The 26,253-nt window shown below is 70.5% G+C and carries 21 protein-coding genes and 1 riboswitch; of the genes, 12 read left to right on the top strand and 9 right to left on the bottom strand.

All coding sequences use genetic code 11. The features are described from left to right. Window positions 1-43 precede the first annotated feature (43 nt). Window positions 44-1,339, bottom strand: a complete 1,296-nt coding sequence (locus ACFZDJ_RS42685) for a citrate/2-methylcitrate synthase (protein ID WP_391067421.1) — start codon at window positions 1,337-1,339, stop codon at window positions 44-46. A 98-nt stretch (window positions 1,340-1,437) separates the two neighbouring features. Here ACFZDJ_RS42685 and ACFZDJ_RS42680 point away from each other — a divergent pair, with 98 nt between their 5' ends. Continuing rightward, window positions 1,438-2,628: a citrate synthase gene (locus ACFZDJ_RS42680; RefSeq protein ID WP_391067418.1), complete on the top strand. Its 1,191-nt coding sequence runs from the start codon at window positions 1,438-1,440 to the stop codon at window positions 2,626-2,628. Between the two features lie 168 nt (window positions 2,629-2,796). Here the strand turns inward: ACFZDJ_RS42680 and ACFZDJ_RS42675 are convergent, their stop codons facing one another. Next, the gene (locus ACFZDJ_RS42675) at window positions 2,797-3,033 is read right to left on the bottom strand and encodes a hypothetical protein (RefSeq protein ID WP_054229908.1); all 237 of its coding nucleotides are present in this window, start codon (window positions 3,031-3,033) and stop codon (window positions 2,797-2,799) included. A gap of 522 nt (window positions 3,034-3,555) precedes the next feature. Then, window positions 3,556-4,062 carry a DUF6082 family protein gene (locus tag ACFZDJ_RS42670; protein WP_168496440.1) on the bottom strand — a complete coding sequence of 169 codons (507 nt, stop codon included), beginning with the start codon at window positions 4,060-4,062 and terminating at the stop codon, window positions 3,556-3,558. Between the two features lie 353 nt (window positions 4,063-4,415). On the opposite strand from ACFZDJ_RS42670, the gene ACFZDJ_RS42665 reads away from it, so the two are divergent. Next, the gene (locus ACFZDJ_RS42665; RefSeq protein WP_391067415.1) at window positions 4,416-5,627 is read left to right on the top strand and encodes a GTP-binding protein; all 1,212 of its coding nucleotides are present in this window, start codon (window positions 4,416-4,418) and stop codon (window positions 5,625-5,627) included. A gap of 1 nt (window position 5,628) precedes the next feature. Here the strand turns inward: ACFZDJ_RS42665 and ACFZDJ_RS42660 are convergent, their stop codons facing one another. Then, a complete protein-coding gene (locus ACFZDJ_RS42660) occupies window positions 5,629-8,088 on the bottom strand; it encodes a DNA topoisomerase (ATP-hydrolyzing) (RefSeq protein ID WP_391067413.1) in 2,460 nt (819 codons plus the stop codon). A 279-nt stretch (window positions 8,089-8,367) separates the two neighbouring features. On the opposite strand from ACFZDJ_RS42660, the gene ACFZDJ_RS42655 reads away from it, so the two are divergent. From ACFZDJ_RS42655 to ACFZDJ_RS42640, 4 genes are all read left to right on the top strand, one after another. Further along, window positions 8,368-9,708 carry an insulinase family protein gene (locus tag ACFZDJ_RS42655; RefSeq protein WP_391067410.1) on the top strand — a complete coding sequence of 447 codons (1,341 nt, stop codon included), beginning with the start codon at window positions 8,368-8,370 and terminating at the stop codon, window positions 9,706-9,708. Then, the gene (locus ACFZDJ_RS42650) at window positions 9,705-11,093 is read left to right on the top strand and encodes an insulinase family protein (RefSeq protein ID WP_391067408.1); all 1,389 of its coding nucleotides are present in this window, start codon (window positions 9,705-9,707) and stop codon (window positions 11,091-11,093) included. The genes ACFZDJ_RS42655 and ACFZDJ_RS42650 overlap by 4 nt, the downstream gene beginning before the upstream one ends. A gap of 298 nt (window positions 11,094-11,391) precedes the next feature. Continuing rightward, window positions 11,392-11,552: riboswitch (cyclic di-AMP (ydaO/yuaA leader) on the top strand. Between the two features lie 12 nt (window positions 11,553-11,564). Continuing rightward, window positions 11,565-12,329 (top strand): M23 family metallopeptidase, encoded by a 765-nt coding sequence (locus tag ACFZDJ_RS42645; RefSeq protein ID WP_168496448.1) that lies wholly within the window; start codon window positions 11,565-11,567, stop codon window positions 12,327-12,329. Between the two features lie 236 nt (window positions 12,330-12,565). Then, window positions 12,566-13,261, top strand: a complete 696-nt coding sequence (locus ACFZDJ_RS42640) for a GntR family transcriptional regulator (RefSeq protein ID WP_384915803.1) — start codon at window positions 12,566-12,568, stop codon at window positions 13,259-13,261. Between the two features lie 184 nt (window positions 13,262-13,445). On the opposite strand, the gene ACFZDJ_RS42635 is transcribed toward ACFZDJ_RS42640, so the two are convergent. Further along, on the bottom strand, window positions 13,446-13,727 hold the full coding sequence (locus ACFZDJ_RS42635; RefSeq protein WP_054229914.1) for an HPr family phosphocarrier protein: 282 nt from the start codon (window positions 13,725-13,727) through the stop codon (window positions 13,446-13,448). A gap of 179 nt (window positions 13,728-13,906) precedes the next feature. Here ACFZDJ_RS42635 and ACFZDJ_RS42630 point away from each other — a divergent pair, with 179 nt between their 5' ends. From ACFZDJ_RS42630 to ACFZDJ_RS42615, 4 genes are all read left to right on the top strand, one after another. Continuing rightward, the gene (locus ACFZDJ_RS42630; protein WP_391067405.1) at window positions 13,907-16,723 is read left to right on the top strand and encodes a GNAT family N-acetyltransferase; all 2,817 of its coding nucleotides are present in this window, start codon (window positions 13,907-13,909) and stop codon (window positions 16,721-16,723) included. 127 nt (window positions 16,724-16,850) lie between these two features. Continuing rightward, the gene (locus tag ACFZDJ_RS42625) at window positions 16,851-17,438 is read left to right on the top strand and encodes a DUF5998 family protein (RefSeq protein WP_211118828.1); all 588 of its coding nucleotides are present in this window, start codon (window positions 16,851-16,853) and stop codon (window positions 17,436-17,438) included. Continuing rightward, the gene (locus ACFZDJ_RS42620; protein WP_168511928.1) at window positions 17,438-18,625 is read left to right on the top strand and encodes an alkaline phosphatase family protein; all 1,188 of its coding nucleotides are present in this window, start codon (window positions 17,438-17,440) and stop codon (window positions 18,623-18,625) included. Before ACFZDJ_RS42625 ends, ACFZDJ_RS42620 begins: the two co-directional genes overlap by 1 nt. A 61-nt stretch (window positions 18,626-18,686) precedes the next feature. Continuing rightward, a complete protein-coding gene (locus ACFZDJ_RS42615; RefSeq protein ID WP_390936336.1) occupies window positions 18,687-19,334 on the top strand; it encodes a thymidine kinase in 648 nt (215 codons plus the stop codon). Between the two features lie 20 nt (window positions 19,335-19,354). On the opposite strand, the gene ACFZDJ_RS42610 is transcribed toward ACFZDJ_RS42615, so the two are convergent. Then, window positions 19,355-20,158 carry a VOC family protein gene (locus ACFZDJ_RS42610; RefSeq protein WP_391067402.1) on the bottom strand — a complete coding sequence of 268 codons (804 nt, stop codon included), beginning with the start codon at window positions 20,156-20,158 and terminating at the stop codon, window positions 19,355-19,357. Window positions 20,159-20,482: 324 nt separating this feature from the next. Here ACFZDJ_RS42610 and ACFZDJ_RS42605 point away from each other — a divergent pair, with 324 nt between their 5' ends. Then, a complete protein-coding gene (locus ACFZDJ_RS42605) occupies window positions 20,483-21,334 on the top strand; it encodes a rhodanese-like domain-containing protein (protein WP_391067400.1) in 852 nt (283 codons plus the stop codon). 52 nt (window positions 21,335-21,386) lie between these two features. Here ACFZDJ_RS42605 and sepH read toward each other — a convergent pair whose 3' ends face one another. Continuing rightward, window positions 21,387-22,442 carry a septation protein SepH gene (sepH, locus tag ACFZDJ_RS42600; protein WP_385381390.1) on the bottom strand — a complete coding sequence of 352 codons (1,056 nt, stop codon included), beginning with the start codon at window positions 22,440-22,442 and terminating at the stop codon, window positions 21,387-21,389. A 471-nt stretch (window positions 22,443-22,913) separates the two neighbouring features. Between sepH and ACFZDJ_RS42595 the strand changes: the two genes are divergently transcribed. Continuing rightward, entirely contained in the window at window positions 22,914-23,690 is a 777-nt protein-coding gene (locus ACFZDJ_RS42595; RefSeq protein ID WP_391067397.1) for a hypothetical protein, read from the top strand. On the opposite strand, the gene ACFZDJ_RS42590 is transcribed toward ACFZDJ_RS42595, so the two are convergent. Then, window positions 23,614-24,933: a D-arabinono-1,4-lactone oxidase gene (locus ACFZDJ_RS42590; RefSeq protein WP_391067394.1), complete on the bottom strand. Its 1,320-nt coding sequence runs from the start codon at window positions 24,931-24,933 to the stop codon at window positions 23,614-23,616. The genes ACFZDJ_RS42595 and ACFZDJ_RS42590 overlap by 77 nt on opposite strands. Continuing rightward, window positions 24,893-26,131, bottom strand: coding sequence for an MFS transporter (locus ACFZDJ_RS42585; RefSeq protein WP_390936325.1), 1,239 nt, complete (start codon window positions 26,129-26,131; stop codon window positions 24,893-24,895). Before ACFZDJ_RS42585 ends, ACFZDJ_RS42590 begins: the two co-directional genes overlap by 41 nt. Window positions 26,132-26,253: the final 122 nt, after the last annotated feature.

The following is a 26,253-nucleotide window of genomic DNA, read 5'->3' as shown; positions in this document are numbered from 1 at the left end:
CGCACTTTGGGCGCATTCGGAGCGCTGCGGGGCGCTCCGGGGCTCACTCGGGGAGTGGCTGCGGCGGCCGCGCTCCTACGTAGTGGCCGCTCGGGCGCATGCGCAGCGGGCGTTCCTCGTACTCCTCCAGGGTGTGGGCGATCCATCCCGCTGTTCGGGCGACGGCGAAGACAGTCTCCCCGGCGGAGGCGGACATGCCGGAGGAGACCGTGAGGACGGCCAGCGCCAGGTCGACGTTGGCGTGCAGGGGAGTGTGCCGGGCGGTGGTGGTCACGATGTCCTGGGCCGCCGCCAGGGCGGGCGCCGCGCCCGGGACCTCCTCCAGGAGGGCGAACAGGGCACGCGCGCGTGGGTCCTCGCCGGGGTAGAGCCGGTGGCCGAGCCCGGGGACGCGGCGTCCGGCGCGCAGTTCGTCGGCGACCACTGGGGCCGCGGTGCCCTGGTCGAGGACGTCGAGGAGCAGCCGGTGGGCGAGGCCGCTGGCCGCGCCGTGCAGAGGGCCTTCGAGCACGCCGAGGCCCGCTGAGACGGCGGCGTACGGGTGTGCCCGTGCCGAGGCGGCGACCCGCACCGCGAGCGTCGAGGCGGCCAGGTCGTGGTCGACGAGCAGGCCGAGTGCCGTGTCCAGCACACGAAGTGACGCCTCGTCGGGAGTCCGGCCGGTGAGGCGTCCCCACAGTCGGTGGGCCAGCGGGCCTTCGTCGCGGTGGTCGTGACGCAGGGGCGGGAGGGCGGCGACGAGGGTGGGGATGAGGGTGCGCGCGGTGCCGAGGACGGCGCTCTCCGAGAGGTCGAAGCGCAGTGGATCGGCGGCCGAGGCGGCGATCGCGGCGACCCGGAGCCGGTCCGTGGGGCCGCTGTGTTCGGGCAGCGCGTCCACGGCGCGGCGGGCGGCGGTGACGGACGTCTCCGGGGCGGTGAACGTGACGCCGGGGCGCAGCTCTCCGGTCCACAGCCATTCGGCGATCTCTTCGTAGGAGTGACGCGCGGCCAGTTCGGTCGCGTCGACGCCACGGTAGTAGTACCGGTCCTTGCCGATGAGAGTGATGCGGGTACGGACGGACAGCTCGCCGCCGGTGCTCGAACTCCCGCTGGAATCGCGCCTGCTGCGCCGAGCGAGCGCCTCCACGTCCTTGGCGTCGAAGGTGCTGCCGCGACCTCCGGGGTCGCGTCGGCTGCTGAGCTGACCGCGGCTCACATACGCGTACACGGTCTCGGGCTTCACGCCGAGCAGCTCGGCGGCCTCCCTGGTGCTGAGCCGCCGGCCTTCGTGGCCTCCGCGGCCTCCAGGTCCTTCGTGTCCTTCGTGTGTCGACCCTGCCGGTTCTTGATCCCTCATGGACGCCACCGTATCCGTGTATCGGCATATTGATTGAATCAATATTGACACGGATCTAGTCAAGCATGGACAGTCGAATCAAGTTCAGGGAGGAAAGCATGCCGATCAACCGGGCCGCTACCGCACCGTCCATCACCCCTGTCGACGTACCGAGAGGACTCTCGGGTGTCGTCGTCACCGACACCGCGCTGGGTGACGTCAGGGGGCGGGAGGGCTTCTACCACTATCGCCAGTACTCGGCCGTCGAGCTCGCGCAGACCCGCGGGTTCGAGGACGTCTGGTATCTACTGGTCCACGGTGAACTGCCGGACGCGGCGCGCGGTGCCGCCTTCGCCGCGCGGACTGCGGCACTGCGTGGGCTGCCGGACGAGGTGCGCGCGGCGCTGCCGGCGATCGCCGCGGCGACCGGACCGTCCGGACCGCTCGCGGGACTGCGGACCGCGTTGTCGCTGCTCGGCGCGTCGTTGGGGTTCCGGCCGGTGTACGACATCGACGTCGACCGGCGTCGCGCGGACACGCTCGCGGCGTGCGCGGCCGTCCCGACGCTGCTCACCGCGCTGTATCGGCTCGGGCGAGGGCTGGAGCCGGTGGAACCGCGTGAGGACCTGCCGTACGCCGCGAACTACCTCTACATGCTGACGGGCTCGGAGCCGGACCCGGCGCGGGCCCGGGCGGTCGAGCAGTACTTGATATCAACCATTGATCACGGATTCAATGCGTCAACCTTCACCGCGCGGGTGGTCGCGTCGACCGGGGCGGACGTGGCCGCGTGCCTGGTGGGTGCGGTCGGGGCGCTGTCCGGCCCGCTGCACGGCGGTGCGCCGAGCCGGGCCCTGGACACCCTCGACGCGATCGGCACTTCCGACCGCATCGACCCCTGGATCCGTGAACGAGTCCTCGCGGGCGATCGCATCATGGGCTTCGGACACGCGGTGTACCGCACCGAGGACCCCCGCTCCCGCATGCTCCGCGGCATCGCCCAGCAGTTCGGCGGTTCTCTGGTCGATTTCGCCGTCGAGGTCGAACACCGGGTGGAGGCGATCCTGGCCGAGCTGAAACCCGGCCGCGAACTCCACACCAACGTGGAGTTCTACGCGGGCGTGGTCATGGAACTGTGCGGTCTCCCGCGGGAGATGTTCACCCCCACCTTCGCCGCGGCCCGCGTCGTCGGCTGGAGCGCCAACATCCTGGAACAGGCGGAGGACCCGAAGATCATCCGTCCGGCGGCACGGTATGTGGGGCCGGTTCCGCCGGTGCCGGTGCCGGTGCCGGAACCGGCGGCCGGCTGACGCGATCCAGTGTCGTGACACGTGAAGGGCCCGGCATCACGTCGATGCCGGGCCTGGACGTCGTGGCCCAAGGGGTACCGGGTGGAACTCCGACCTTCAGATGCCCGCGATCGGTTCCTGGAGCCGTGCCTGGATCAATCCCTGGATCGATTCCTGGCGGCGGTGACGTCAAGCATCAGGGATGTCCTTCTTCGCGCGGAGCAGGGTCTCGCGCGTGATGATGACGATCCGCTCATAGTCGGCTCGTGCGGCGTCGGGCGGAAGCTCGGGGTCGAGTTCCTTGGTGGCCTCGCGCCCAATGACAGCGAAGCTGCCGTCACTGAGTTCGAAGATGTCGGGGCACGACTGACCAGTGGCGCTGCCGCGCTCGCGTGGTGTAGCCCCGACACGTCGCACGATCTTCACGGAGTGGTACCAACCTTATGGCTCGGACTGATGGGTGCCTCCGAGCTGTGGGGTCCTCGGAGCGTGCCTGTCTCCGAGCGGAGATGTTCGTCGGAGGCAGCAAGGTGTCTCCGAGCGCAGGGGTGTTCGTCGGAGTGGAGTGGCCGGAAATCTGGCCAGGCGACAACATAGCGGCTTCTGTTGCCCATGGTGCGCAAAGCAACAACAAGCAGTCGGCGATTTCTGCATCTCCCCTTGACGACACCTGGCATTGGGGTGATACATGCCCATCGGGGTCACTGGCGGCGCGCTCCCGGCGCGCTGGGAGTCGTCGGTGGGGCTCAGGCAGGCGACCGGTACGGCTCCGAGCGCAGAGATGTTCGTCGCAGTGGCCGGATGTCTGGCCAGGCGACAATATGGCGGCTTCTGTTGCCCATGGTGCGCAAAGCAACAACAAGCAGCCGAGTGTAGGTCGGCGCCTCCCTTGAAGGGGGTGCGAGGGTCGTGTGCGGGGCGCGCGAGGGTGGCGGACGGCGCCAGGGGTCACGGCGATTCTTCGTCGGGCTCTCCCACGACCCACCATTCGTCGGTGTCGGAATCAGTCTGATCCTGTATCAGGCTGTCCATCATCCGACCCAGTTCGGCCTCTTCGGAGGAGTCGGGCAGGCTCTTGCGGTGGTGCTCCGTCGCCACCCAGTACGCCCGGAAGATCTGGTTCTGGCACATGATGCGGAAGTGGCCGTGCAGCTCCGCACGCGTCAGGGCCCCGATCCGGTGGAAATACAGGGCGTTGATGTAGAGCGCGTTGGCGAAGAGGTACTGCCGCTGTTCCTCGGAGGTGATCTCCGTCTCGTACGTGTTCAGGACCGCGGCGAGGGCTGGATCGTCCATGGCCTTGCACAGCAGATCGAAATGGAGCCGGTGCTGCTCGGTGAGCACGGCGCGCCTGCGCTGCCGTGAGCTGCGTTCCGCGACGGCGTTGGCCGCGAGGGCGAGCTTGGCCCAGGCATCTGAGCCAAGCCTCCGTATCGCGGAATTCTGTGTGGCCATGTCAACCCCCGAATCAGGCGACCGTTCCGCCGGTCGTCGGTTGTGGGGCGACAGGGAGCGGACCGGCGAGCGGTGGGCGGCGCGCTTGCCGTCTCCCAGTTTTGCCGAGCGGCTCTGATCGGCGGGGAGGCGGAGAGGAGGCGCACGGAGGGAAGTGCGGGTCGCGTGTACCGGCGCCATGCCCAACGTGTGCCCCGCGAGCGCCGCTAACAATCGTTCACTTCGCGGGGATTCCTCCCACTCGTATCCTTGGTCGGCAGCCATTCCCCGTACGAGCGCCGGTCCACGAGCCGCCCTCGTCCATGAGCCGGTGCATGAGCCGGTGCACGCGTCGGTGTGAAAGAGGTCGCCCGTTGAGCCAGCCCAGCCCGCAGCAGGTCCCGATCGACCAGACCCCAGGTCAGGTCCCGATCGACCGGACCTCCGGTGACCAGGTCCCCGTCGACGGAGCTTCCGCCCGGCCGATCCCGGTCGTCGTCCTCGCCGGCTTTCTCGGCTCGGGCAAGACCACCCTGCTCAACCACCTCCTGCACCGCAGCGGAGGCAGCCGCATCGGCGCCGTCGTCAACGACTTCGGGGCGATCGAGATCGACGCGATGGCCGTGGCCGGGGCGCTGGGGGACTCCACCGTCTCCCTGGGGAACGGATGCCTGTGCTGCGCCGTCGACGCCAGTGAGCTCGACGAGTATCTCGAGCGGCTGACCCGGCCCTCGGCCCGTGTCGACGTCATCGTCATCGAGGCGAGCGGCCTCGCCGAGCCCCAGGAGCTCGTGCGGATGGTGCTGGCCAGTGAGCATCATCGGATCGTCTACGGCGGGCTCGTCGAGGTGGTCGACGCGGCCGAGTTCGACGGTACGCGTGAGAAGCATCCCGAGATCGACCGGCATCTCGCCCTCGCCGATCTCGTCGTCGTCAACAAGATCGACCGCGCCGACGACGGCGAGCGCGTGCTGCGCACCGTACGCGAGCTCGTCGACCGGGCCGCCGTCGTGCCCGCCACCTACGGCCGCGTCGACCCCGAGTTCCTGTTCGACTGCAGGCCGAGCGAGGAGCGCATCGGACAGCTGTCCTTCGACGACCTTCACCGGCACAACGAGAGCGACCCCCAGGGGCACCACGACCACCTGCACTCCGCCTATGAATCCCTCTCCTTCAGCTCCGAAGTGCCGCTCGGTCCCCGGGAGTTGATGGAATTCCTCGACAGCAGGCCCGAGGGGCTCTACCGCATCAAGGGTTATGTCGATTTCGGCGTCCAGGACCGGGACAACCGGTACGCCGTGCATGCCGTCGGGCGGTTTCTGCGCTTCTACCCGGAGCCCTGGGCCTCCGCCGAGGCGCGGCTCACCCAGCTCGTGCTGATCGGCTCCGGCATCGACACCGCGGCACTGACCAAGGAGTTGGAGGCGTGCAAAGAGGACGCCCCACACGCCGACGAACACAGCATGTGGGGCGTCCTCCGCTACGTGCAGGACAGCCACGTGCAGGACAGCTACGTACAGGACCGCTACGTACAGGACAGCCACGTACAGGACGAGGAGCCCGACGGTCTCGAAGAGACCGGTTGATCTACACCGGGCCCGCCACCACCGACACCGTCTTCGCCAGCGACACTCCCGAGCCGTCACGGCGCGGGTCGATCTCCGGCAGCTCGGCCGGTGTGCCGTTCTTCTGCGCGGCCCGCGCCGGGACCGCGCCCGCCCAGGCCAGCGAGAGGCAGTCCTCGCCCTTCAGGAACCGCTGGCAGCGCACGCCACCCGTGGCGCGGCCCTTGCGCGGGTACTGGTCGAAGGGCGTCAGCTTGGCCGTGGTCTGGACGGAGTCGTCCAGCGTGCCGCGCGAGCCCGCCACCGTGAAGACCACCGCGTCCACCGCCGGGTCGACCGCGGTGAAGGAGATCACCTTCGCGCCCTCGGTGAGCTTGATGCCCGTCATGCCGCCGGCCGCCCGGCCCTGCGGGCGGACCTGCGAGGCCTGGTAGCGCAGCAGCTGGGCGTCGTCGGTGATGAAGACCAGGTCCTCCTCGCCGGTGCGCAGCTCGACCGCGCCGACGATTTTGTCGCCGTCCTTGAGGGTGATGACCTCCAACTCCTCCTTGTTCGAGGGGTAGTCGGGGACCACACGCTTCACGACGCCCTGCTCGGTGCCGATCGCCAGGCCGGGCGAGGACTCGTCGAGCGTCGTCAGACAGACCACCGTCTCGTCCGGCTCCAGTGAGGACAGGAACTCCGGGATCGGCGCGCCTCCGGAGAGGTTGGGCGCCGACGCCGTCTCCGGCAGCTGCGGCAGGTCGATCACGTTCAGCCGGAGCAGGCGGCCCGAGGACGTGACCGCGCCGATCTCGCCGCGGGCCGTCGCCGGCACCGCGGAGACGATCAGGTCGTGCTTGGTGCGCTTGGCGTCCTCGGCCTCCCCGAAGGGGGCGCCATTGGCCGTACGTGCCAGCAGGCCCGTCGAGGACAGCAGCACCCGGCACGGGTCGTCGGCCACCTGGAGCGAGACCGTCGCGGCGGGGGCGCCCGCGGACTCCAGAAGCACCGTGCGCCGGTCGGTGCCGAACTTCTTGGCGACCGCGGCCAGTTCTCCGGAGACCAGTTTGCGCAGCTCGGCGTCCGAGTCCAGGATGCCGGTCAGCTCGTCGATCTCGCCGTTGAGCCGGTCGCGCTCCGACTCCAGCTCGATGCGGTCGAACCTGGTCAGGCGGCGCAGCGGCGTGTCCAGGATGTACTGCGTCTGGATCTCGGAGAGGGAGAAGTGCTCGATCAGGCGCTCCTTCGCCTGCGCCGAGTTGTCGCTGGAGCGGATGAGGCGGATGACCTCGTCGATGTCCAGGAGGGCGACAAGAAGACCCTCGACCAGGTGGAGACGGTCGCGCTTCTTGCTGCGGCGGAACTCACTGCGGCGGCGCACCACGTTGAAGCGGTGGTCGAGATAGACCTCGAGGAGCTCCTTGAGGCCCAGGGTGAGCGGCTGACCGTCCACCAGCGCCACGTTGTTGATGCCGAAGGACTCCTCCATCGGCGTCAGCTTGTAGAGCTGCTCCAGGACCGCTTCCGGCACGAAGCCGTTCTTGATCTCGATGACCAGACGCAGTCCGTGCGAACGGTCGGTGAGGTCCTTCACATCGGCGATGCCCTGGAGCTTCTTGGCGTTGACCAGATCCTTGATCTTGGTGATCACCTTCTCCGGGCCGACGGTGAAGGGCAGTTCGGTGACGACGAGGCCCTTACGGCGCGCCGTGACGTCCTCCACCGACACCGTGGCGCGGATCTTGAAGGTGCCGCGCCCCGACTCGTAGGCGTCCCTGATCCCGGTGAGGCCGACGATCCGGCCGCCCGTGGGCAGGTCGGGACCCGGCACGTACTTCATCAGCGTGTCCAGGTCGGCGCCCGGATAGCGGATCAGGTGACGGGCGGCCGCGATGACCTCGCCGAGGTTGTGCGGCGGCATGTTCGTCGCCATACCGACGGCGATCCCGGACGAGCCGTTGACCAGCAGGTTCGGGTACGCCGCCGGGAGGACGTCCGGCTCCTGCTCCTGGCCGTCGTAGTTCGGCGCGAAATCGACCGTGTCCTCGTCGATGGACTCGGTCATCAGTGACGTGGCGTCGGCCATCCGGCACTCGGTGTAACGCATGGCGGCCGGCGGGTCGTCGTTGCCGAGCGAGCCGAAGTTGCCGTGGCCGTCGACCAGCGGCAGGCGCATGGAGAAGGGCTGGGCCAGCCGCACCAGCGCGTCGTAGATCGACGCGTCGCCGTGCGGGTGGAGCTTACCCATGACCTCGCCGACGACGCGGGCGCACTTCACATAGCCGCGGTCGGGGCGCAGCCCCATCTCGTTCATCTGGTACACGATGCGGCGGTGCACGGGCTTGAGGCCGTCACGGGCATCCGGCAGGGCTCGCGAATAGATGACCGAGTACGCGTATTCGAGGAAGGAGCCCTGCATCTCGTCCACGACGTCGATGTCGAGGATCTTCTCCTCGTACGAGTCGTCGGGCGGCGGGGTCTTCGTGCTGCGGCGGGCCATCGCTGCTGCGGCTCCTTCACAGTCTCTGCCGGGGCATGAACGGGTTCTGACGCGCACCATTGTGGACCGCCGCACTGACAACGCGGACCGCGACCCGTCCATAGAGGCTCCAGGGCGCCCCGTTCCGATCGCTCACGGTGAACGGAAGTCCGGCCTCCCACCTCAGGAATTCTCGCTCTCGGCGTACGAGGTGCGGGAACTTCGCCACCTGTCGGCGCGCTTGCATACAGTGGCAGGACCGGCAGGAATTCTGCAGTTTCCGCGATCGAAGGGACGTACATGCCCATGGGTCACACGGCCACAGCTGAGGCAGGCTCCGGCGGCCTGACAGCGACCGAGCACCGCCTGGCCAACGGCCTGCGCGTGGTGCTCTCCAAGGACCACCTGACCCCGGTCGCGGCGGTGTGCCTCTGGTACGACGTCGGCTCACGGCACGAGGTCAAGGGCCGTACCGGCCTTGCTCACCTTTTCGAGCACCTGATGTTCCAGGGCTCCGGTCAGGTGAAGGGCAACGGCCACTTCGAACTGGTGCAGGGCGCGGGCGGCTCCCTCAACGGAACGACCAGCTTCGAGCGCACCAACTACTTCGAGACGATGCCCGCCCACCAGCTGGAGCTCGCCCTCTGGCTGGAGGCCGACCGCATGGGCTCGCTGCTGGCCGCGCTCGACGACGAGTCCATGGAGAACCAGCGGGACGTCGTCAAGAACGAACGCCGCCAGCGGTACGACAACGTGCCCTACGGCACCGCCTTCGAGAAGCTGACCGGGCTCGCCTACCCCGAGGGCCACCCGTACCACCACACCCCGATCGGGTCGATGGCGGACCTGGACGCGGCGACCCTGGAGGACGCCCGCGCGTTCTTCCGCACCTACTACGCGCCGAACAACGCGGTGCTCTCCGTGGTCGGGGACATCGACCCGGAGCAGACGCTCGCCTGGATCGAGAAGTACTTCGGCTCCATCCCCGGGCACGGCGGCAAGCCCGCCCCGCGCGACGGCTCGCTGCCCGAGGTCATCGGCGAGCAGCTGCGCGAGGTCGTCGAGGAGGAGGTCCCGGCGCGCGCCCTGATGGCCGCCTACCGGCTCCCGGAGGACGGCACGCGCGCGGCCGACGCGGCCGACGTGGCGCTCACCATCCTCGGCGGCGGCGAGTCGTCCCGGCTCTACAACCGACTCGTACGCCGCGACCGTACCGCCGTCGCGGCCGGGTTCGGCCTGCTGCGGCTCGCCGGAGCGCCCTCCCTGGGCTGGCTGGACGTGAAGACGTCCGGTGACGTCGAGGTCCCGGTGATCGAGTCCGCCGTCGACGAGGAGCTCGCCCGGTTCGCCGAGGAGGGCCCCACGGACGAGGAGATGGAGCGCGCCCAGGCCCAGTTGGAGCGCGAGTGGCTGGACCGGCTCGGTACGGTCGCGGGCCGCGCCGACGAACTGTGCCGGTACGCCGTCCTGTTCGGCGACCCGCAGCTCGCCCTGACGGCCGTACAGCGCGTCCTGGACATCACGGCCGTGGAGGTCCAGGAGGTCGCCAAGTCCCGCCTGCGCCCCGACAACCGCGCGGTGCTCGTGTACGAGCCGGTCGCTGCCGACACCACCGAAGAGGACGAGGAGGCGGCGAAGTGACCGAGCTCGCCACCATGGACTTCCACCCGCAGCCCCAGGCGGGTCAGCCCAAGCCCTGGGCCTTCCCGGCGCCCGAGCGCGGCACGCTGGACAACGGCCTGACCGTGCTGCGCTGCCACCGCCCCGGCCAGCAGGTCGTCGCCGTCGAGGTGCTGCTCGCCGCGCCGCTGGAGGCCGAGCCCGCGGGCCTCGACGGCGTCGCCACGATCATGGCGCGCGCCTTCTCCGAGGGCACCGACAAGCTCTCCGCCGAGGAGTTCGCCTCCGAGCTGGAGCGCTGCGGCGCCACCCTCGACGCGCACGCCGACCACCCCGGCGTACGGCTGTCGCTCGAAGTGCCCGTCTCGCGCCTGCCCAAGGCGCTCGGGCTGCTCGCCGACGCCCTGAGGGCACCGGCGTTCGCGGACAGCGAGGTGGAGCGGCTGGTGCGCAACCGGCTCGACGAGATCCCGCACGAGACGGCCAACCCGGCCCGGCGTGCCGCCAAGGAGCTCTCCAAGGAGCTGTTCCCGGCTACCTCGCGCATGTCGCGCCCGCGCCAGGGCACCGAGGAGACCGTCCAGAAGATCGACTCGGCGGCCGTACGCGCCTTCTTCGACAAGCACGTACGTCCCGCCACGGCCGCCGCCGTGATCGTCGGCGACCTGACGGGCGTCGACCTCGACGCGCTGCTCGCCGAGACGCTCGGCGACTGGACCGGCTCGCCCGCCGAGCCGCGCCCCGTGCCGCCGGTGACCGCCGACGACACCGGCCGTGTGATCATCGTGGACCGCCCCGGCGCGGTCCAGACGCAGCTGCTCATCGGACGCGTCGGCGCCGACCGGCACGACCGTGTGTGGCCCGCCCAGGTGCTCGGTACGTACTGCCTCGGCGGCACCCTCACCTCGCGCCTGGACCGCGTCCTGCGCGAGGAAAAGGGCTACACCTACGGTGTGCGGGCGTTCGGCCAGGTCCTGCGTGCCGCCCCGGACGGAACCGGTATCGCGATGCTCGCCATCAGCGGCTCCGTGGACACCCCGAACACCGGCCCGGCGCTCGACGACCTCTGGAAGGTGCTGCGCACCCTCGCCGCCGAGGGCCTGACGGACGCCGAGCGCGACATCGCCGTACAGAACCTGGTGGGGGTGGCGCCCCTCAAGTTCGAGACCGCGGCGGCCGTCGCGGGCACGCTCGCGGACCAGGTCGAGCAGTACCTGCCGGACGACTACCAGGCGACGCTGTACCAGCAGCTCGCCGCGACCGGCACCGTGGAAGCCACCGCGGCCGCCGTGAGCGCCTTCCCGGTGGACCGTCTGGTGACCGTCCTCGTCGGCGACGCCACGCAGATCCGGGAGCCCGTCAAGGCCCTCGGAATCGGTGAAGTGACCGTCGTTTCGGCGGAGTAGAGGTTCAGCGGAGCAGCGGCTCGGTAGAAGCCGGCTGGAAGCCGAGCCGCACGCGGAGCGGAAGAGCGTGACTCCGTAGGGCCCGGGTGACTGAAGAGTCGCCCGGGCCCCTTTTTGCTCGGATTTCCGCTCGGATTGCGCTTGGACCTCATCCCCAAGATGTCCGTATTGGTAGGGAGGTTGCCCGTCTGCCCTGTGGCATGCACTACAAAAACCGTGATCCGTTTGTTGATTGAAAGACGCCCCGTCTAGCGTCGGGGCGGCTGTTCGTCAGGCAGTGCGCCGCGCCCGCGGCACCGGACAGTCATCGCCGAGTCCCCGTACGGCGCGAGCCAGGGGAGCCGGGGACCCACACGTAGTCCCTGGGGTGAATCGGACGCCCTCCCTGGAGGGGGTCCGTAGGAGACCTTCCTGCTCCGAACCCGTCAGCTAACCCGGTAGGCGAGAGGGAAGGAAAGGAACAGCCCCTACATGGCGTTCACCTGTGGCCCCGGGAAACACCGCCGTCCGAGCCGCGTGAAGCGCTCCACCACGAACGCCGTCGGCGTCGCCGCGCTCACCACCACCGGTGTCATCGGAACCCTGGCCGCCCCGGCCCTCGCCGCGGACGCCTCCGTCGAGCAGACCGGGCTGACCCAGGCCGTCACCCTCGGCGACAGGGTCGCCGCCCAGATCGACGCGCAGGCCGCCGCCCAGCAGCGCGCCGCCGACGAGGCGGCCGCGCGCAAGAAGGCCGAAGAAGCCGCGCGCAAGAAGGCCGCCGAGGAGGCGAAGAAGGAGCGCGAGGCCAAGGAGCGTGCCGCCCGCGCCGCCGAGCGCAAGCGCCTCAACACCTTCGTCCTGCCGATCACCGGCTCGTACATCTCCACCGGCTACAAGACCGGCGGCAGCCTCTGGTCCTCCGGCAGCCACACCGGCGTCGACTTCCACGCCGCCTCCGGGACCTCGGTCCACGCGGTCGGCTCCGGCACGGTCGTCACGGCCGGCTGGGGTGGTGCCTACGGCAACCAGATCGTCCTGAAGATGCACGACGGTACCTACACGATGTACGGCCACCTGTCGTCCATCGGCGTCTCCGTGGGGCAGACGGTCACCCCGGGCCAGCAGATCGGCCTCTCCGGCTCCACCGGGAACACCACCGGGCCGCACCTCCACTTCGAGGCCCGCACGACGGCGGAGTACGGCTCCGACATGGACCCGGTCGCCTACCTCCGCTCGCACGGCGTGAACGTCTGACGCTCGCACGGCGTGAACCTCTGACACTCGCGCACCGTGAACGTCCGACGACCGGCGTCAACACTTCCGAAGCCCCGGCTCCCCTCAGCCGGGGCTTCGTCGTTTCGAACGACTGTCTGTCCAAAAAATATCCATGGATTCCGGCCCGCCATCGGAAATTCCGGCTCTCTGCAATAGAGTCGCTGAACAAGCGTCAATCGACCGCGTTTCGCGGGGATTAAGGCGGAGGTCCGGTCATGCGCATTCCCGCGCACTCGGTATGCACGGCGATCCGTGACGACATCGTCGCGGGTGTCTACGAGCGCGGCAGCCGGCTCACCGAGGAACTGCTCGCGCGCCGCTACGGCGTCTCGCGGGTCCCCGTGCGTGAGGCCCTGCGCACGCTGGAGGCCGAGGGCTTCGTCGTCACCCGTCGGCACGCGGGCGCGTGTGTCGCGGAGCCCACCGAGCAGGAGGCCGCGGACCTGCTGGAGATGCGCATGCTCCTGGAGCCGCTGGGCGCCGCGAGGGCCGCGCAGCGGCGCACCGAGGCCCACCTCAAGGTGCTTCGAGGCCTGGTCAGGCTGGGGCAGGAGCGGGCCAGGAGGGGGAACAGCGAGGATCTGCGCTCGCTCGGCGGCTGGTTCCACGAGACCCTCGCGCAAGCCTCCGGGAGCCCCGCGCTGAGCTCCACGCTGGCCCAGCTGCGGCACAAGATCGCCTGGATGTACGCGGTCGAGGCGCCGGCCAATCCGGCGGAGTCCTGGGCGGAGCACGGCGGGATCGTGGACGCGGTGGCGCGCGGCGACAGTGAGCGGGCGCGGGCCGTCACGGCGCTGCACACCGAGCGCGCGACGGTCGCGCACCGGCTGCGTTTTCCCGGCGGGGGAGATCGGCCGGAGCGCGTGAGGACTTCGCAACATCCCGTAAACATGACGGGCGTGCGTCATTAACACCGGCGCCGTATACAAAGAGGGGTAATTCGCGGGGGATTATTTCTGCTGCCCGCAATTGGGAAAAGCGAAGGGCCCGCCCGATGTTTTCGGGCGAGCCCTTCGAATGCGTGCGGGGCGGGGTCTTTTGGTGCGAAGGCCACTCCCGCCATCAATTGAGGAACCCCGCTCGGGGGGCTCCTTCTCAGACGGTCTCGGGGAGCTCCTCGAGACCCTCCGCCACCAGCTTCGCCAGCCGGTCGAGCGCGGCGTCCGCACCCTCGGCGTCCGAGGCGAGGACGATCTCCTCGCCGCCCTGGGCGCCCAGGCCGAGGACCGCCAGCATGGAGGCCGCATTGACGGGGTTGCCCTCCGCCTTGGCGATCGTCACGGGGATACCGGAGGCCGTGGCCGCCCGGACGAAGATGGAGGCGGGACGGGCGTGGAGGCCCTCGGCCCAGCCGACGTTGACGCGGCGCTCAGCCATGTGATGCTGCCCTTCAGGTGTTCAGGGTTGTCTAGACCAGTGTTCCACAACGTGAAGCGAGCCCGGGGTAGGGTGCTGTTCCTGTCCCGGACTCCGCGTCGGATCCCGGCCTGGATCCGACTTCGGTGCCCCTAGCCTGCCTCGCGCCGTTGTCGGACGCGAGCCGTACTCTGGGGCCCATGCAGACCTCGTCGGACCGGCACGAGTACCCCTCCCACTGGGAGGCCGACGTGGTGCTGCGCGACGGCGGCACCGCCCGCATCAGGCCCATCACCGTCGACGACGCCGAGCGGCTGGTGAGCTTCTACGAGCAGGTGTCGGACGAGTCGAAGTACTACCGCTTCTTCGCGCCCTACCCGCGCCTGTCCGCCAAGGATGTCCACCGCTTCACGCACCACGACTTTGTGGACAGGGTGGGGCTCGCGGCCACGGTCGGCGGCGAGTTCATCGCCACCGTACGCTATGACCGTATTAATGCCGATGGTCGGGCCGCCTCCGCGCCCGCCGACGAGGCCGAGGTCGCCTTCCTCGTGCAGGACGCCCACCAGGGCCGCGGCGTCGCCTCGGCCCTCCTGGAGCACATCGCGGCCGTCGCCAGGGAGCGGGACATCCGCCGTTTCGCCGCCGAGGTACTGCCCGCCAACACCAAGATGATCAAGGTGTTCACGGACGCCGGGTACCAGCAGAAGCGGCACTTCGAGGACGGCGTCGTACGCCTGGAGTTCGACCTCGAACCCACCGACCGCTCGCTCGCCGTGCAGCGCGCGCGGGAGCAGCGCGCCGAGGCGCGGTCCGTGCAGCGACTGCTCGCGCCCGGCTCGGTCGCTGTCATCGGAGCGGGCCGCACCCCCGGCGGGGTGGGACGCAGCGTCCTCGACAACCTGCGCGAGGCCGGGTTCACCGGGCGCCTGCACGCCGTGAACAAGGCACTCCAGGAGAAGGAGCTCGACGGCGTCCCGGCCCACCGCTCCGTCCGTGACATCGCCGAGCCCGTCGACCTCGCGGTCGTCGCCGTGCCCGCGCCGTACGTCCCCGAAGTCGTCGCGGAGTGCGGCGAGCACGGGGTGCAGGGCCTCGTGGTCGTCTCCGCCGGGTACGCCGAGAGCGGCCCCGCCGGACGCGAGCGCCAGCGTGCACTCGTCCGCCAGGCCCGTACGTACGGGATGCGCATCATCGGACCGAACGCCTTCGGGGTCATCAACACCTCCCCCGAGGTGCGCCTCAACGCCTCGCTCGCGCCCGAGATGCCGCGCCCCGGGCGGATAGGCCTGTTCGCCCAGTCCGGCGCGATCGGGATCGCCCTGCTCTCCCGGCTGCACCGGCGCGGCGGCGGCGTCACCGGCGTGACCGGAGTGTCCACCTTCGTCTCCTCCGGGAACCGGGCGGACGTGTCCGGCAACGACGTACTCCAGTACTGGTACGACGACCCGGACACCGACGTCGCCCTGATGTACCTCGAATCCATCGGCAACCCGCGCAAGTTCACCCGGCTCGCCCGGCGGACGGCGGCGGCCAAGCCGCTGGTCGTGGTCCAGGGCGCGCGGCACGCCGCCGCTCCCCAGGGGCATGCCGTACGGGCCACCCGGCTGCCGCACGCCACCGTGTCCGCGCTGCTGCGGCAGGCCGGGGTGATTCGGGTCGACACGATCACCGAGCTGGTCGACGCGGGGCTGCTACTGGCCCGCCAGCCGCTCCCCGCGGGACCCCGGGTGGCGATCCTCGGCAACTCGGAATCCCTGGGGCTGCTGACGTTCGACGCGTGCCTCGCCGAAGGACTGCGACCGCTTCCTCCGCTGGATCTGACCACGGCGGCTTCGGCGGAGGACTTCCACAGGGCGCTGACGAAAGCCCTCGCCGATGACAGGTGCGACGCCGTGGTGGTGACCGCCATACCGGCGGTGGGGGAGACGTCGGCCCAGGACGCGGCCCTGGCAAAGGCCCTGCGATCGGCCTCGGCCTCGGCCCCGGCGAAGCCGGTGCTCGTGGTGCACGTCGAGCTCGGCGGGCTCGCGGAGGCCCTGTCGGCGGCGGCCAGCACCGCACCACAGACGGCGTCCACCGCACCGGGTGCGCAGACACCCCGCCCCGCCGAACGCCCGGCCACCGTGGTGAGCGGTCCCCCGGAGGCGAGCCCCCGGCTCATCCCGGCCTACCCGGCCGCCGAGCGCGCCGTCCGCGCCCTCGGCGAGGCCGTGAAGTACGCCCAGTGGCGGCGCGAGGTGGCCGACCCCGGAAAGGTCCCCGAGTACGAGGACATCGACGAGAAGGGCGCCGCCGAGCAGATCGACGAGCTGCTCTCCCGGGGCTCGGGACTGACGCTCGGCCCCGAGGACGCCTGCGTGCTGCTCGGGCGGTACGGCATCGACGTACACCGGGCTCTGCCGGCGCCGACACCCGAGGAGGCGGCCGCGGCCGCGCGCACCCTCGGCTACCCCGTGGCCCTCAAGACCACCGCCCCGCACCTCAGACACCGCGCCGACCTGGGCGGCGTACGCCTGGATCTGACGGACGAGGCGCAACTGAGGAGGGCGTACACGGAGTTGACCGACCTCTTCGGAACGCCGGAGGTGCTGCGTCCGGTCGTGCAGAGTATGGCGCCGCGCGGGGTCGACACGGTCGTACGGGCCGTCATCGACCCGGCGGCCGGAGCGGTGCTCTCGTTCGGCCTGGCCGGAGCCGCGTCGGAGCTGCTCGGGGACACGGCCCACCGGCTGGTTCCGGTCACCGACCGGGACGCGAGCTCGCTGGTCCGGTCGATCCGGACGGCGCCGCTCCTGTTCGGCTGGCGAGGCTCGGCACCGGTCGACACCGTGGCCCTGGAAGAGCTGATGCTGCGCGTCTCGCGGCTGGTCGACGACCACCCGGAGGTCGTCGCCGTCTCCCTGGAGCCGGTGGTCGTCGCTCCGAGGGGCCTGAGCGTGCTCGGCGCCACCGTGCGGCTGGCCCGCGCCCCCGTCCGCGACGACCTCGGTCCCCGCACGCTTCCCGTCGTCTGAGCCGTACGGGTCCCGTCGTCCGAGCCGTTCCGGCGCCCGCCGCCGTCCACGATTCGTTCTGATCCGTCCACGACAGACACCCGCGAGCGGTGCCTCGCAGTCAGTGGGCCACCGTAGGATGGACGTCATGGCCAAGACCAGTACGACGACCCAGGGGCTGCGAGCGGCGATCGAGCGCAGCGGCTACTACCCGGCCCTCGTGGCCGAGGCGGTGGAGGCCGCGATCGGCGGCGAGACCATCCGGTCGTACCTGGTCCACCAGGAGACGACGTTCGACGCCAACGAGGTGCGCCGGCACGTGACCGTGCTCGTCCTCACCGGCAACCGCTTCATCGTGAGCCACACCGACGAGCAGAACGCGGACACGACCTCGCCGACGCCGTACGCCACGACCTCGACCGAGTCCGTGAAACTCGGCCGGATCTCGTCGGTCGTCGTCAGCCGGGTCGTCGCCAACCCGGAGTCGTACACACCGGGCACGCTGCCCCGCGAGGTCGTCCTGACCATCGGCTGGGGCGCGGTCTCCCGCATCGACCTGGAGCCCGCGGCCTGCGGCGACCCCAACTGCGAGGCCGACCACGGCTACACGGGCAACTCGACGGCGGACGACCTGAGCCTGCGCGTCAGCGAGGCCGGGGACGGCCCGGAGACGGTGCGCCAGGCCCTCGCCTTCGCGCAGTCCCTCTCCGAGGCGACCGCGGACATCACCCGCTGATGGCACTGCCCACCTGGGACCACCCGGAACCGCTGGCCATCGACTCCGCGCCCGTCCCCGAGTACGGCGCGGGCTCGCTCGCCGATCTGCTGCCCACGCTCGCCACCGGCATGGGCGTCCCCGGCATGACCACCGCCATACCGGAGCTGACCGGGGCCGACCGGAACTGCGTCTTCCTGATCGACGGTCTCGGCTGGGAGCAGCTGAAGGCGCACCCGGACGAGGCCCCCTTCATGAGCTCCCTCCTCGGGAGCTCGCGCGGCGGCACCGGCCGCCCGATCACCGCCGGCTACCCGGCGACCACCGCGAGCTCCCTGGCCTCCGTCGGCACGGGCCTGCCGCCCGGCGCGCACGGCCTGCCCGGCTACACCGTGCGCAACCCGAGGACCGGCGAGCTGATGAACCAGCTGCGCTGGAGTCCCTGGACGGAACCCCGCGCCTGGCAGCCGTACCCCACCGTCTTCCAGCTCGCGGACGCGGCGGGTGTGCACACGGCCCAGGTCTCGTCCCCGACCTTCCAGAACACTCCGCTCACGAAGATCGCCCTGAGCGGCGGAACGTTCCACGGGCGGCTGTCCGGCGAGGAGCGCATGGACCTCGCGGCCGAACAACTGGCCGCCGGTGACCGCTCGTTGGTGTACACCTACTACGCCGAGGTGGACGGCAAGGGCCACCGCTTCGGCGTCGACTCCGACCCCTGGCGCGGCCAGCTGATGTACGTCGACCGCCTGGTCCAGCGCCTCGCGGAGCAACTGCCGCCGCGCGCGGCGCTGTACATCACCGCCGACCACGGCATGATCGACATCCCCTTCGACGAGCAGCACCGCATCGACTTCGACGAGGACTGGGAGCTGCGCGCGGGAGTCGCCCTGCTGGGCGGCGAGGCCCGGGCCCGGCACGTGTACGCCGTTCCGGGTGCCGAGGCGGACGTCCTGACCTGCTGGCGCGAGGTGCTCGGTGAGCAGTTCTGGGTGGCTTCGCGCGACGAGGCGATCGCGGCGGGCTGGTTCGGGCCGCAGGTCGACGAACGGGTGTACGCCCGGATCGGCGACGTCGTGGCGGCGGCCTGCGACGACGTCCTGATCGTCGCGACCGAGCGGGAGCCGAAGGAGTCGGCGATGGTCGGCAACCACGGTTCGATGGCACCGGTGGAGCAGCACGTTCCGCTCCTGGAAGTACGTACCTGATCCCTCCCCGCCCGTTCCCCTCCGCCCGTCTCCCTTCTTGTCGAAAGGTGCTCAACTCCCCATGCCCGAGCTGGTGTTCTTCTCCGGAACGATGGACTGCGGGAAGTCGACGCTGGCTCTCCAGATCGAGCACAACCGCTCGGCCCGGGGCCTGCAGGGCATGATCTTCACGCGTGACGACCGCGCGGGAGAGGGCAAGCTCTCCTCGCGCCTCGGCCTGGTCACGGACGCCGTGGAGGTCGCGGACGACCAGGACCTGTACGCGTATCTCGTCGGCCACCTCTCCCAGGGCGGCCGGGCGGACTACGTGATCGCGGACGAGGCCCAGTTCCTGGCCCCCGGACAGATCGACCAACTGGCCCGGGTGGTCGACGACCTGGGCATCGACGTCTTCGCCTTCGGCATCACCACCGACTTCCGCTCCAAGCTCTTCCCGGGCTCCCAGCGCCTCGTGGAGCTCGCCGACCGGGTCGAGGTCCTCCAGGTCGAGGCCCTGTGCTGGTGCGGCGCCCGCGCCACCCACAACGCCCGCACGATAGGCGGCGAAATGGTCGTCGAGGGCGCCCAGGTGGTCGTCGGCGACGTCAATCAGGCGGAGGACATCGGCTACGAGGTCCTGTGCCGTCGACACCACCGGCGCCGGATGACGGCGGCGACGGCCCGCGCGAGCGCCCTCTCGCCCGACGTACTGCCGATCGCCTCCGCCTGACTCTCAGCGCGCGGCGTGGATCATCGCTCGGAGCGGATCACCGAGAACACCGCGCCCTCCGGGTCCGCCACCGTGGCCACCCGTCCGTAGGGCGAGTCGTGGGCCGCCTTGAGGAGGTGTCCGCCGAGGTCGGTGGCCTGGGCGACGGCCTCGTCCACGTCCGCGACCTCGAAGTACGTCAGCCAGTGCGCGCCGCGGTCGCGGGGCAGGCCGTGGCCGACGCCGTGAATGCCTGCCACCGGGCGGCCGTCGATGTGCAGGGTCATGTAGTCGAAGTCGGCCGAGACCACCGGCTCCGGCTCGTGTCCGAAGACCCCCTGGTAGAACTTGACGACGCTCTCGGTGTCGCGGGTCACCAACTCGATCCAGGCGGGGGTGCCGTGCACCCCGTGGAGCGCTGTGCCCAGATGGGCCGCCGCCTGCCAGACCCCGAAGACGGCGCCCGTGGGGTCCGAGGCGATCAGCAGCCGCCCGGCCTCTCCGGCGTCCAGGGGACCCACGCCCACGGTGCCGCCGCAGTGCCGTACCGACTCGGCGGTGTGGTTCACGTCCTCCGAGGCGAAATACGGCGTCCAGGCGATCGGCAGATGCCGGTCGGGCGGCATCTGTCCGATTCCCGCCACCTCGTGGCCGTCGAGCAGGGCCCGCGCATACGGGCCGAGCTGCCGTGGGCCCGGCTGGAACTCCCAGCCGAACAGCTCTCCGTAGAACTCCTGGGTCGTGGCCATCCCGTGCACCATCAGGCTCACCCAGCAGGGCACACCGGGTGCGTGCCGAGCGTTCGTGGTGCCGTTCGGGTCGGCCGACTCCCGTGCCTCGGTCATCGTCACTCTCTTCTCGGCCCCTCGCGGTGGCCGTTCACCGTCCGCCTACCAACACGCGTACCGCAATCGCGCGCGTGCACGCCCCGTGCCGATGCTCGCACCACCCGTCACCCTGCGCGCCCCGGCGGCGTCATCGTGTAGCGGTCCACTGCCGGAGAATGCCCGATGTGCCGTTTCCCATCCGTTTCCGCGCGATTGCCGGGGGGTGTCCATCGGCTGTACAGCATGTGCCCGATCCCGTACGCCCGGTGATCGGACCTGTCCGGCCGAGCAGAGTAGCCGGACCTGGACGCCGGGGCCACCCCGTACGCAAGGATGGTGGCTATGAATGCCATCATCTCCGCATCCGAACTCGCGAGCGACCTGGCGGGACCGAACCCGCCGGTCCTGCTCGACATCCGCTGGCAGCTCTCCATGGCGACGGCCGCCGGAGCCGTCCCCTTCGACGGCCGGGCCGCCTACGCGGCCGGGCACATCCCCGGCGCGGTCTTCGTCGACCTGGATGCCGAACTGGCCGGGGAGCCGGGCGCGGGCGGCCGTCATCCGCTGCCCGACCTGGAGGTCTTCGGCGAGGCGATGCGAACCGCCGGGGTTTCCGCGGACCGGGATGTCGTCGTGTACGACGGTGGCGTGGGGTGGGCCGCCGCGCGGGCCTGGTGGCTGCTGGGCTGGACGGGGCATCCGTCGGTGCGCGTACTTGACGGCGGGCTGGCCGCCTGGAGCGGGCCGGTGTCCTCGGAGATCCCCGAGCCCGCCCGCGGAACCTTCGAACCGGCCGCGGGCGCCCGGCCGCTGCTGGACGCGGACGGGGCCGCCGCGCTCGCCCGCACGGGGCTGCTGCTCGACGCCCGGGCCGGTGAGCGCTATCGGGGCGAGGTCGAGCCGATCGACCCCGTGGGCGGACACATCCCGGGCGCTGTCTCGGCGCCGACCACGGAGAACGTCACGGAGACCGGCGAGTTCCGGCCATCGGGCGAGCTCGCGGAGCGCTTCAAGTCCCTCGGTGTGACCGGCACTTCGGAGGTCGGCGTCTACTGCGGTTCGGGCGTCTCCGCCGCCCACGAGGTGCTGGCGCTCGCCGTCGCGGGCATCCCGGCCGCGCTGTACGTGGGTTCCTGGTCGGAGTGGTCGCGGGACGGCAGCCGTCCGGTCGCGGTGGGCCCCGACCCCCAGTAACGGCAAAGGGGCCCGCTCCGGCGTGGCGCGGGCCCCGATGTCATACAACTGACTAGTCCTGCTTCTTCCGTCGCGTCCCGAAGACGATCTCGTCCCAGCTCGGGACCGCCGCTCTGCGGCCCGGTCGGACACCGTCGGCCTCGGCCTGGCGGTCGGTCGCGCCGACGAGACGGTCGCGGTGGCTGCCGACCGAGCGGGGCATGAGCACGTCCGCGTAGGCGGAACCGGCACCGGCCGAGGCCGCGGGGGCCGGGGGCTCCTCCGCCTCGGGCTCGGTGGGCGGCTCCTCCGTCGCCGGGAGCTCCGTGGTGGCGGCCCGCTCGGGCACCACCATGTCGCCCCGGAAGCTGGGCACCGCTTCCAGGAGGCTGGTGAGCGAGTCGCGGTCGCTCACGCTCTCCTCGACCGGCTCGGGGGAGGGCCCGGGCAGGCTCGGGCGCTCCATCTGCCGGTCCAGGGCACGGTCCAGCGGGCGGTCGCGCGGCAGCCGTGCGATACGCGGGACGAACGGGAAGCTCGGCTCGGGCGCCGCGAGGTCGTCGGACTCGCCGATCAGCGAGCGCGCCTCGTCGTCGACGGCCTGGACGAGCCGCCGGGGCGGGTCGTACGTCCAGCTCGCCGAGTGCGGCTCGCCCGCGACCCGGTAGACCAACAGCACTTCCCACGTGCCGTCGTCACGACGCCACGAGTCCCACTGGACGGTGTCCTTCTCGGCACCCCGGATCAGCAGCCGTTCCTGGACGGCCTCACCGAGCTGGGGTCCGGCGTTCTCACCGGGGCGGCGGACAGGAGTCTTCCGGGCGCGCTCGGCCATGAAGGCACGCTCGGCGAGCACGGGGCCCTCGAAGCGACGCACCCGGTCGACGGGGATTCCCGCGAGCTGGGCGACTTCCTCCGCGGAGGCGCCGGCACGTATCCGCGCCTGGATGTCTCGGGGGCGGAGATGGCTCTCCACCTCGATCTCGATCTGGCCGAGGCGGGGACGGTCGCCGCGAACAGCGGCGCGCAGACGCTCGTCAATCGGAAGCGTGTACTCCGTGCTGTCCGCAGCCTTCAGCACCAGCCGTGTGCCGTCGTTAGAGACGGCCACGACACGCAGTTCGGGCATGGGGACCTCCCGGGTGGTGCCTGCCGACGTCACGTGCGTCGCTGCTTCCGCTAGTCGAGTGTGGCCTGCCCGGGTGCAGCCTGCCACAACCTTGCCGAGTTGCCCGGCGTGTCGGGCACGGGCCCGGGATCGCCGTTATGGCACGGTTACCTATTCGCAACGCTAAGTGACGAACTCCATCACCCTGTGCAACGAGCCCCCTCCCGGCGGTCCTGTCAGGCCCCGGACACCCTGGCGGGAGTCCGGACCCAGGGCTCGCAACAGTACTCCATTCGGGCCATGTGCGTGGATCGGCACGCCGCCCAACTTCTAGTGAGGGGTGGTAGTTGGCCGTCCACTGTGCCGTATTCGTGACCTTGAAACGTGTCGTACTTCACGTAATCGCCAGAAACGGAACTAAACTTTTCGCCCGTCCGTCCCTTTCTCGTGCAAGCGGTCGAGAAGTGCGGGAAAGGCAGGCAAGGTCCGGGGATGCGTGAGAAGTCGGATACCGGCGAGGAACAGAGCGCGAAGGAGGGGGCGCCCAGGAGGCGGCGGGTGGACCTGAGCCTTCCGCAAGTGGCGGGCAGCGCCGTGGCCGCGGTGGTGGCGGCCAAACTCGCCTCCTACTTCGGGGTGTACGGGACGATCCTGGGCGCCGGAGTGGTCAGCGCGATCGCCACCTGTGGGGGCACCGTCTTCCAGCACTTCTTCAAGCGCACCGGCGAACAGCTCCGCGATGTCACGGTCCAGGCGAAGCCGAGGGCCCAGCAGGCTCCGGTACCGGGGGCGTTCACCGAGGGCACCGTCTATCGCGCCCGGGTCAAGAGCTGGAAGCGGCCGGTGGTCGCGGCGGCGCTCGTCTTCGGCATCACGATGGCGGGGATCACGACGTACGAGCTGGTGTCGGGGCAGAGCTTCAGCGGCGCCGGCACGAGCACCACCGTCGGTGACGCCCTCAAGGGCAGCGGCTCCGGCTCCCGGTCGAAGCCCGGTACGACGCCTTCGAGCCCTACGAGCGGATCCTCTTCGAGGGAGCCGTCGGCCACCGACAGCACTCCCGGAGCCGAAGGCGGGTTCGGCACCGACGCCACTCAGGGTGACGGCCGTGCCACATCCCCTACGCCGATGCCGAGTTCCGGTGCCGCTTCGCAGGCGCCGGCCGACACCCCGGCGCCCACGGACGGTTCGCCTACGAGCCCAGCACCCGACGCAAGTAGTCGTTCCCAAAGCGCCGATCCGGGTCAAGACGGTCCCTCAGTGCCGTGAACTCGCCGAAACGCGGATACACCTTCGAGAAGTACTCCGCGTCACGGGTGTGCACCTTGCCCCAGTGCGGGCGGCCCTCGTGCGCCCTGAAGATCCGCTCGGCGGCGGTGAAGTACGCCTGATAGGGCGTACCTCTGAACATGTGGACGGCGATGTAGGCGCTCTCCCGCCCGGACGCCGTGGAGAGCGCGATGTCGTCCGCGGGGGCCGTGCGCACCTCGACGGGGAAGCTGACCCGCAGGGACGAGCGGTCGACCATCGTCTTCAGCTCGCGCAGCGTCTCGACGAGCGCCTCGCGCGGAACGGCGTACTCCATCTCCACGAAGCGCACCCGGCGCGGAGAAGTGAAGACCTTGTAGGGAATGTCGGTGTAGGTCCGCGCGGACAGCGCGCGGCTGGAGATCTTCGCGATCGTCGGGATGGTGGCGGGCGCGGCGCGGCCGACCAGATTGGCCACCTGGAAGACCCCGTTGGAGAGGAACTCGTCCTCGATCCAGCCGCCGATCTGCCCGATCGGCTTCTCGGGGCCGGCGCTGCGGTTGTTGCGCTTGGTGTTGCAGTTGCCGGTGTGCGGGAACCAGTAGAACTCGAAGTGCTCGTTCTCGGTGAAGAGTTCGTCGAAGTCGGCGGTGACCTTGTCGAAGGTCATCGGCTCCTCGCGAGCCGTGAGCAGGAAAATGGGCTCTACGGAGAAGGTGATCGCGGTGACGATCCCCAGGGCGCCGATGCCCACCCGTGCCGCCGCGAAGACATCGGGGTTCTTCTCCTCGGAGCAGGTGAGGAGCGAACCGTCCGCGGTGACCAGCTCAAGTCCCTTGATCTGCACGGCGATCGAGGCCGAGTCGCGGCCCGTGCCGTGCGTTCCGGTGCTGGTCGCGCCCGAGACCGTCTGCTCCATGATGTCGCCCATGTTCGTGAGCGACAGCCCCTCGCGCGCGAGAGCCACATTGAGACGCTTGAGCGGGGTGCCCGCCTCGACGGTGACGGTCCCGGCCTCGCGGTCGATGTTGCGGATGCCGGTCAACAGTTGAGGGCGGATCAACACGCCGTCGGTCGCGGCGGCGGCCGTGAAGGAGTGCCCGGTGCCGACGGCCTTGACCCTCAGGCCGTCGTCGGCCGCCTTGCGTACGGCCGCGGAGAGCTCCTCGACCGAAGCGGGGGTGACCTCCCGTACGGGACGGGCGGTGACGTTCCCCGCCCAGTTACGCCACGTTCCGCTCTTCCCGCTCAGTGTGGTGCTCATGGGTCCCCTCCCGCTGCGGAACCGGCCTGCTGAGCCGGCGATACCCGAGGAATCCGACCGCGACCGCGACGGCTCCGGACACCGCCGGAACCCCGTACCCGGCCTTCGCGCCGGCGGCGTCGATCACCCAGCCGGCCACGGAGGAGCCGAGCGCGACCCCGACCGCGAGTCCGGTGCTCACCCAGGTCATGCCCTCGGTCAGTTTCGCGCGTGGTACGTGCTGTTCGATGAGGGACATCGTCGTGATCATCGTGGGAGCGATGGACAGGCCCGCAACGAACAGCGCCACGGCCAGAAACGGCAAGTTTCCGACCAGTAGCAGGGGGATCATACTCACGGCCATGGCGCATATGCCCAGCAGCCACCGACGTTCGGGCGCCCCCTTGAAGTGCAGCAGTCCGAACACGGCTCCCGCCGCGCAGGAACCCGCCGCATACAGGGCCAGAACCACGCTCGCGGCACCCTTGTGGCCCTGCTCCTCCGCGAAGGCCACGGTGACCACGTCCACGGCCCCGAAGATCGCTCCGGTCGCCACGAACGTGGCCACCAGGACCTGGAGTCCGGCCGCGCGCAGCGCCGAACCGCTGCTGTGGTGCTCACGCGGGTGCGGCACGGGCTCGGTCGCGCGCTGGGAGGTCAGCCAGAAGACGCCCGCCGCCAGGAAGCAGGCGGCGAGCAGCGGGCCGGCCTCCGGGAACCACACCGTGGACAGGCCGATGGAGATGATCGGCCCGAAGATGAAGCAGATCTCGTCCACCACGGACTCGAAGGAGTACGCGGTGTGCAACTGCGGGGTGCCCCCGTAGAGGGCCGCCCAGCGGGAACGGATCATCGCGCCGATGCTCGGGACGCAGCCGATCCCGGCCGCGCAGAGGAACAGCACCCAGTCCGGCCACTCGAAGCGCGCGGCCAGCAGCAGCCCGGCGGCCGCCGCGAGCGCGAACAGGGTGACGGGGCGCAGCACCCGCCGCTGGCCGTGCCGGTCCACCATCCGGGAGACCTGCGGGCCCATCACCGCGGCCGCGAGCGCCATGGTCGCCGACAGCGCGCCCGCGAGCCCGTACCGCCCGGTGAGCTGGGAGATCATCGTCACCACGCCGATGCCCATCATCGACAGCGGCATCCGGCCGAGGAAGCCCGCGGCGGAGAAGCCCTTGGAGCCGGGGGCGGCGAACAGGGCGCGGTACGGGCTGGGCACGAGGGGTCTCCGGTGGGCTCGGCCCGGCCGCACGGTCACCGCGTGCGGTCGGACTCCGGTAAGGCGCGTAGATGGTCGATACAGCTTACGGGTTAGGGGACCCTAATGCACTCCCTCGGGTA

The organism is Streptomyces sp. NPDC007896 (assembly GCF_042959425.1).
In the GTDB taxonomy this organism is placed as follows: domain Bacteria; phylum Actinomycetota; class Actinomycetes; order Streptomycetales; family Streptomycetaceae; genus Streptomyces.
Note: the sequence above shows the minus strand (reverse complement) of the source record. Positions and strands in the feature narration are given on the sequence as shown.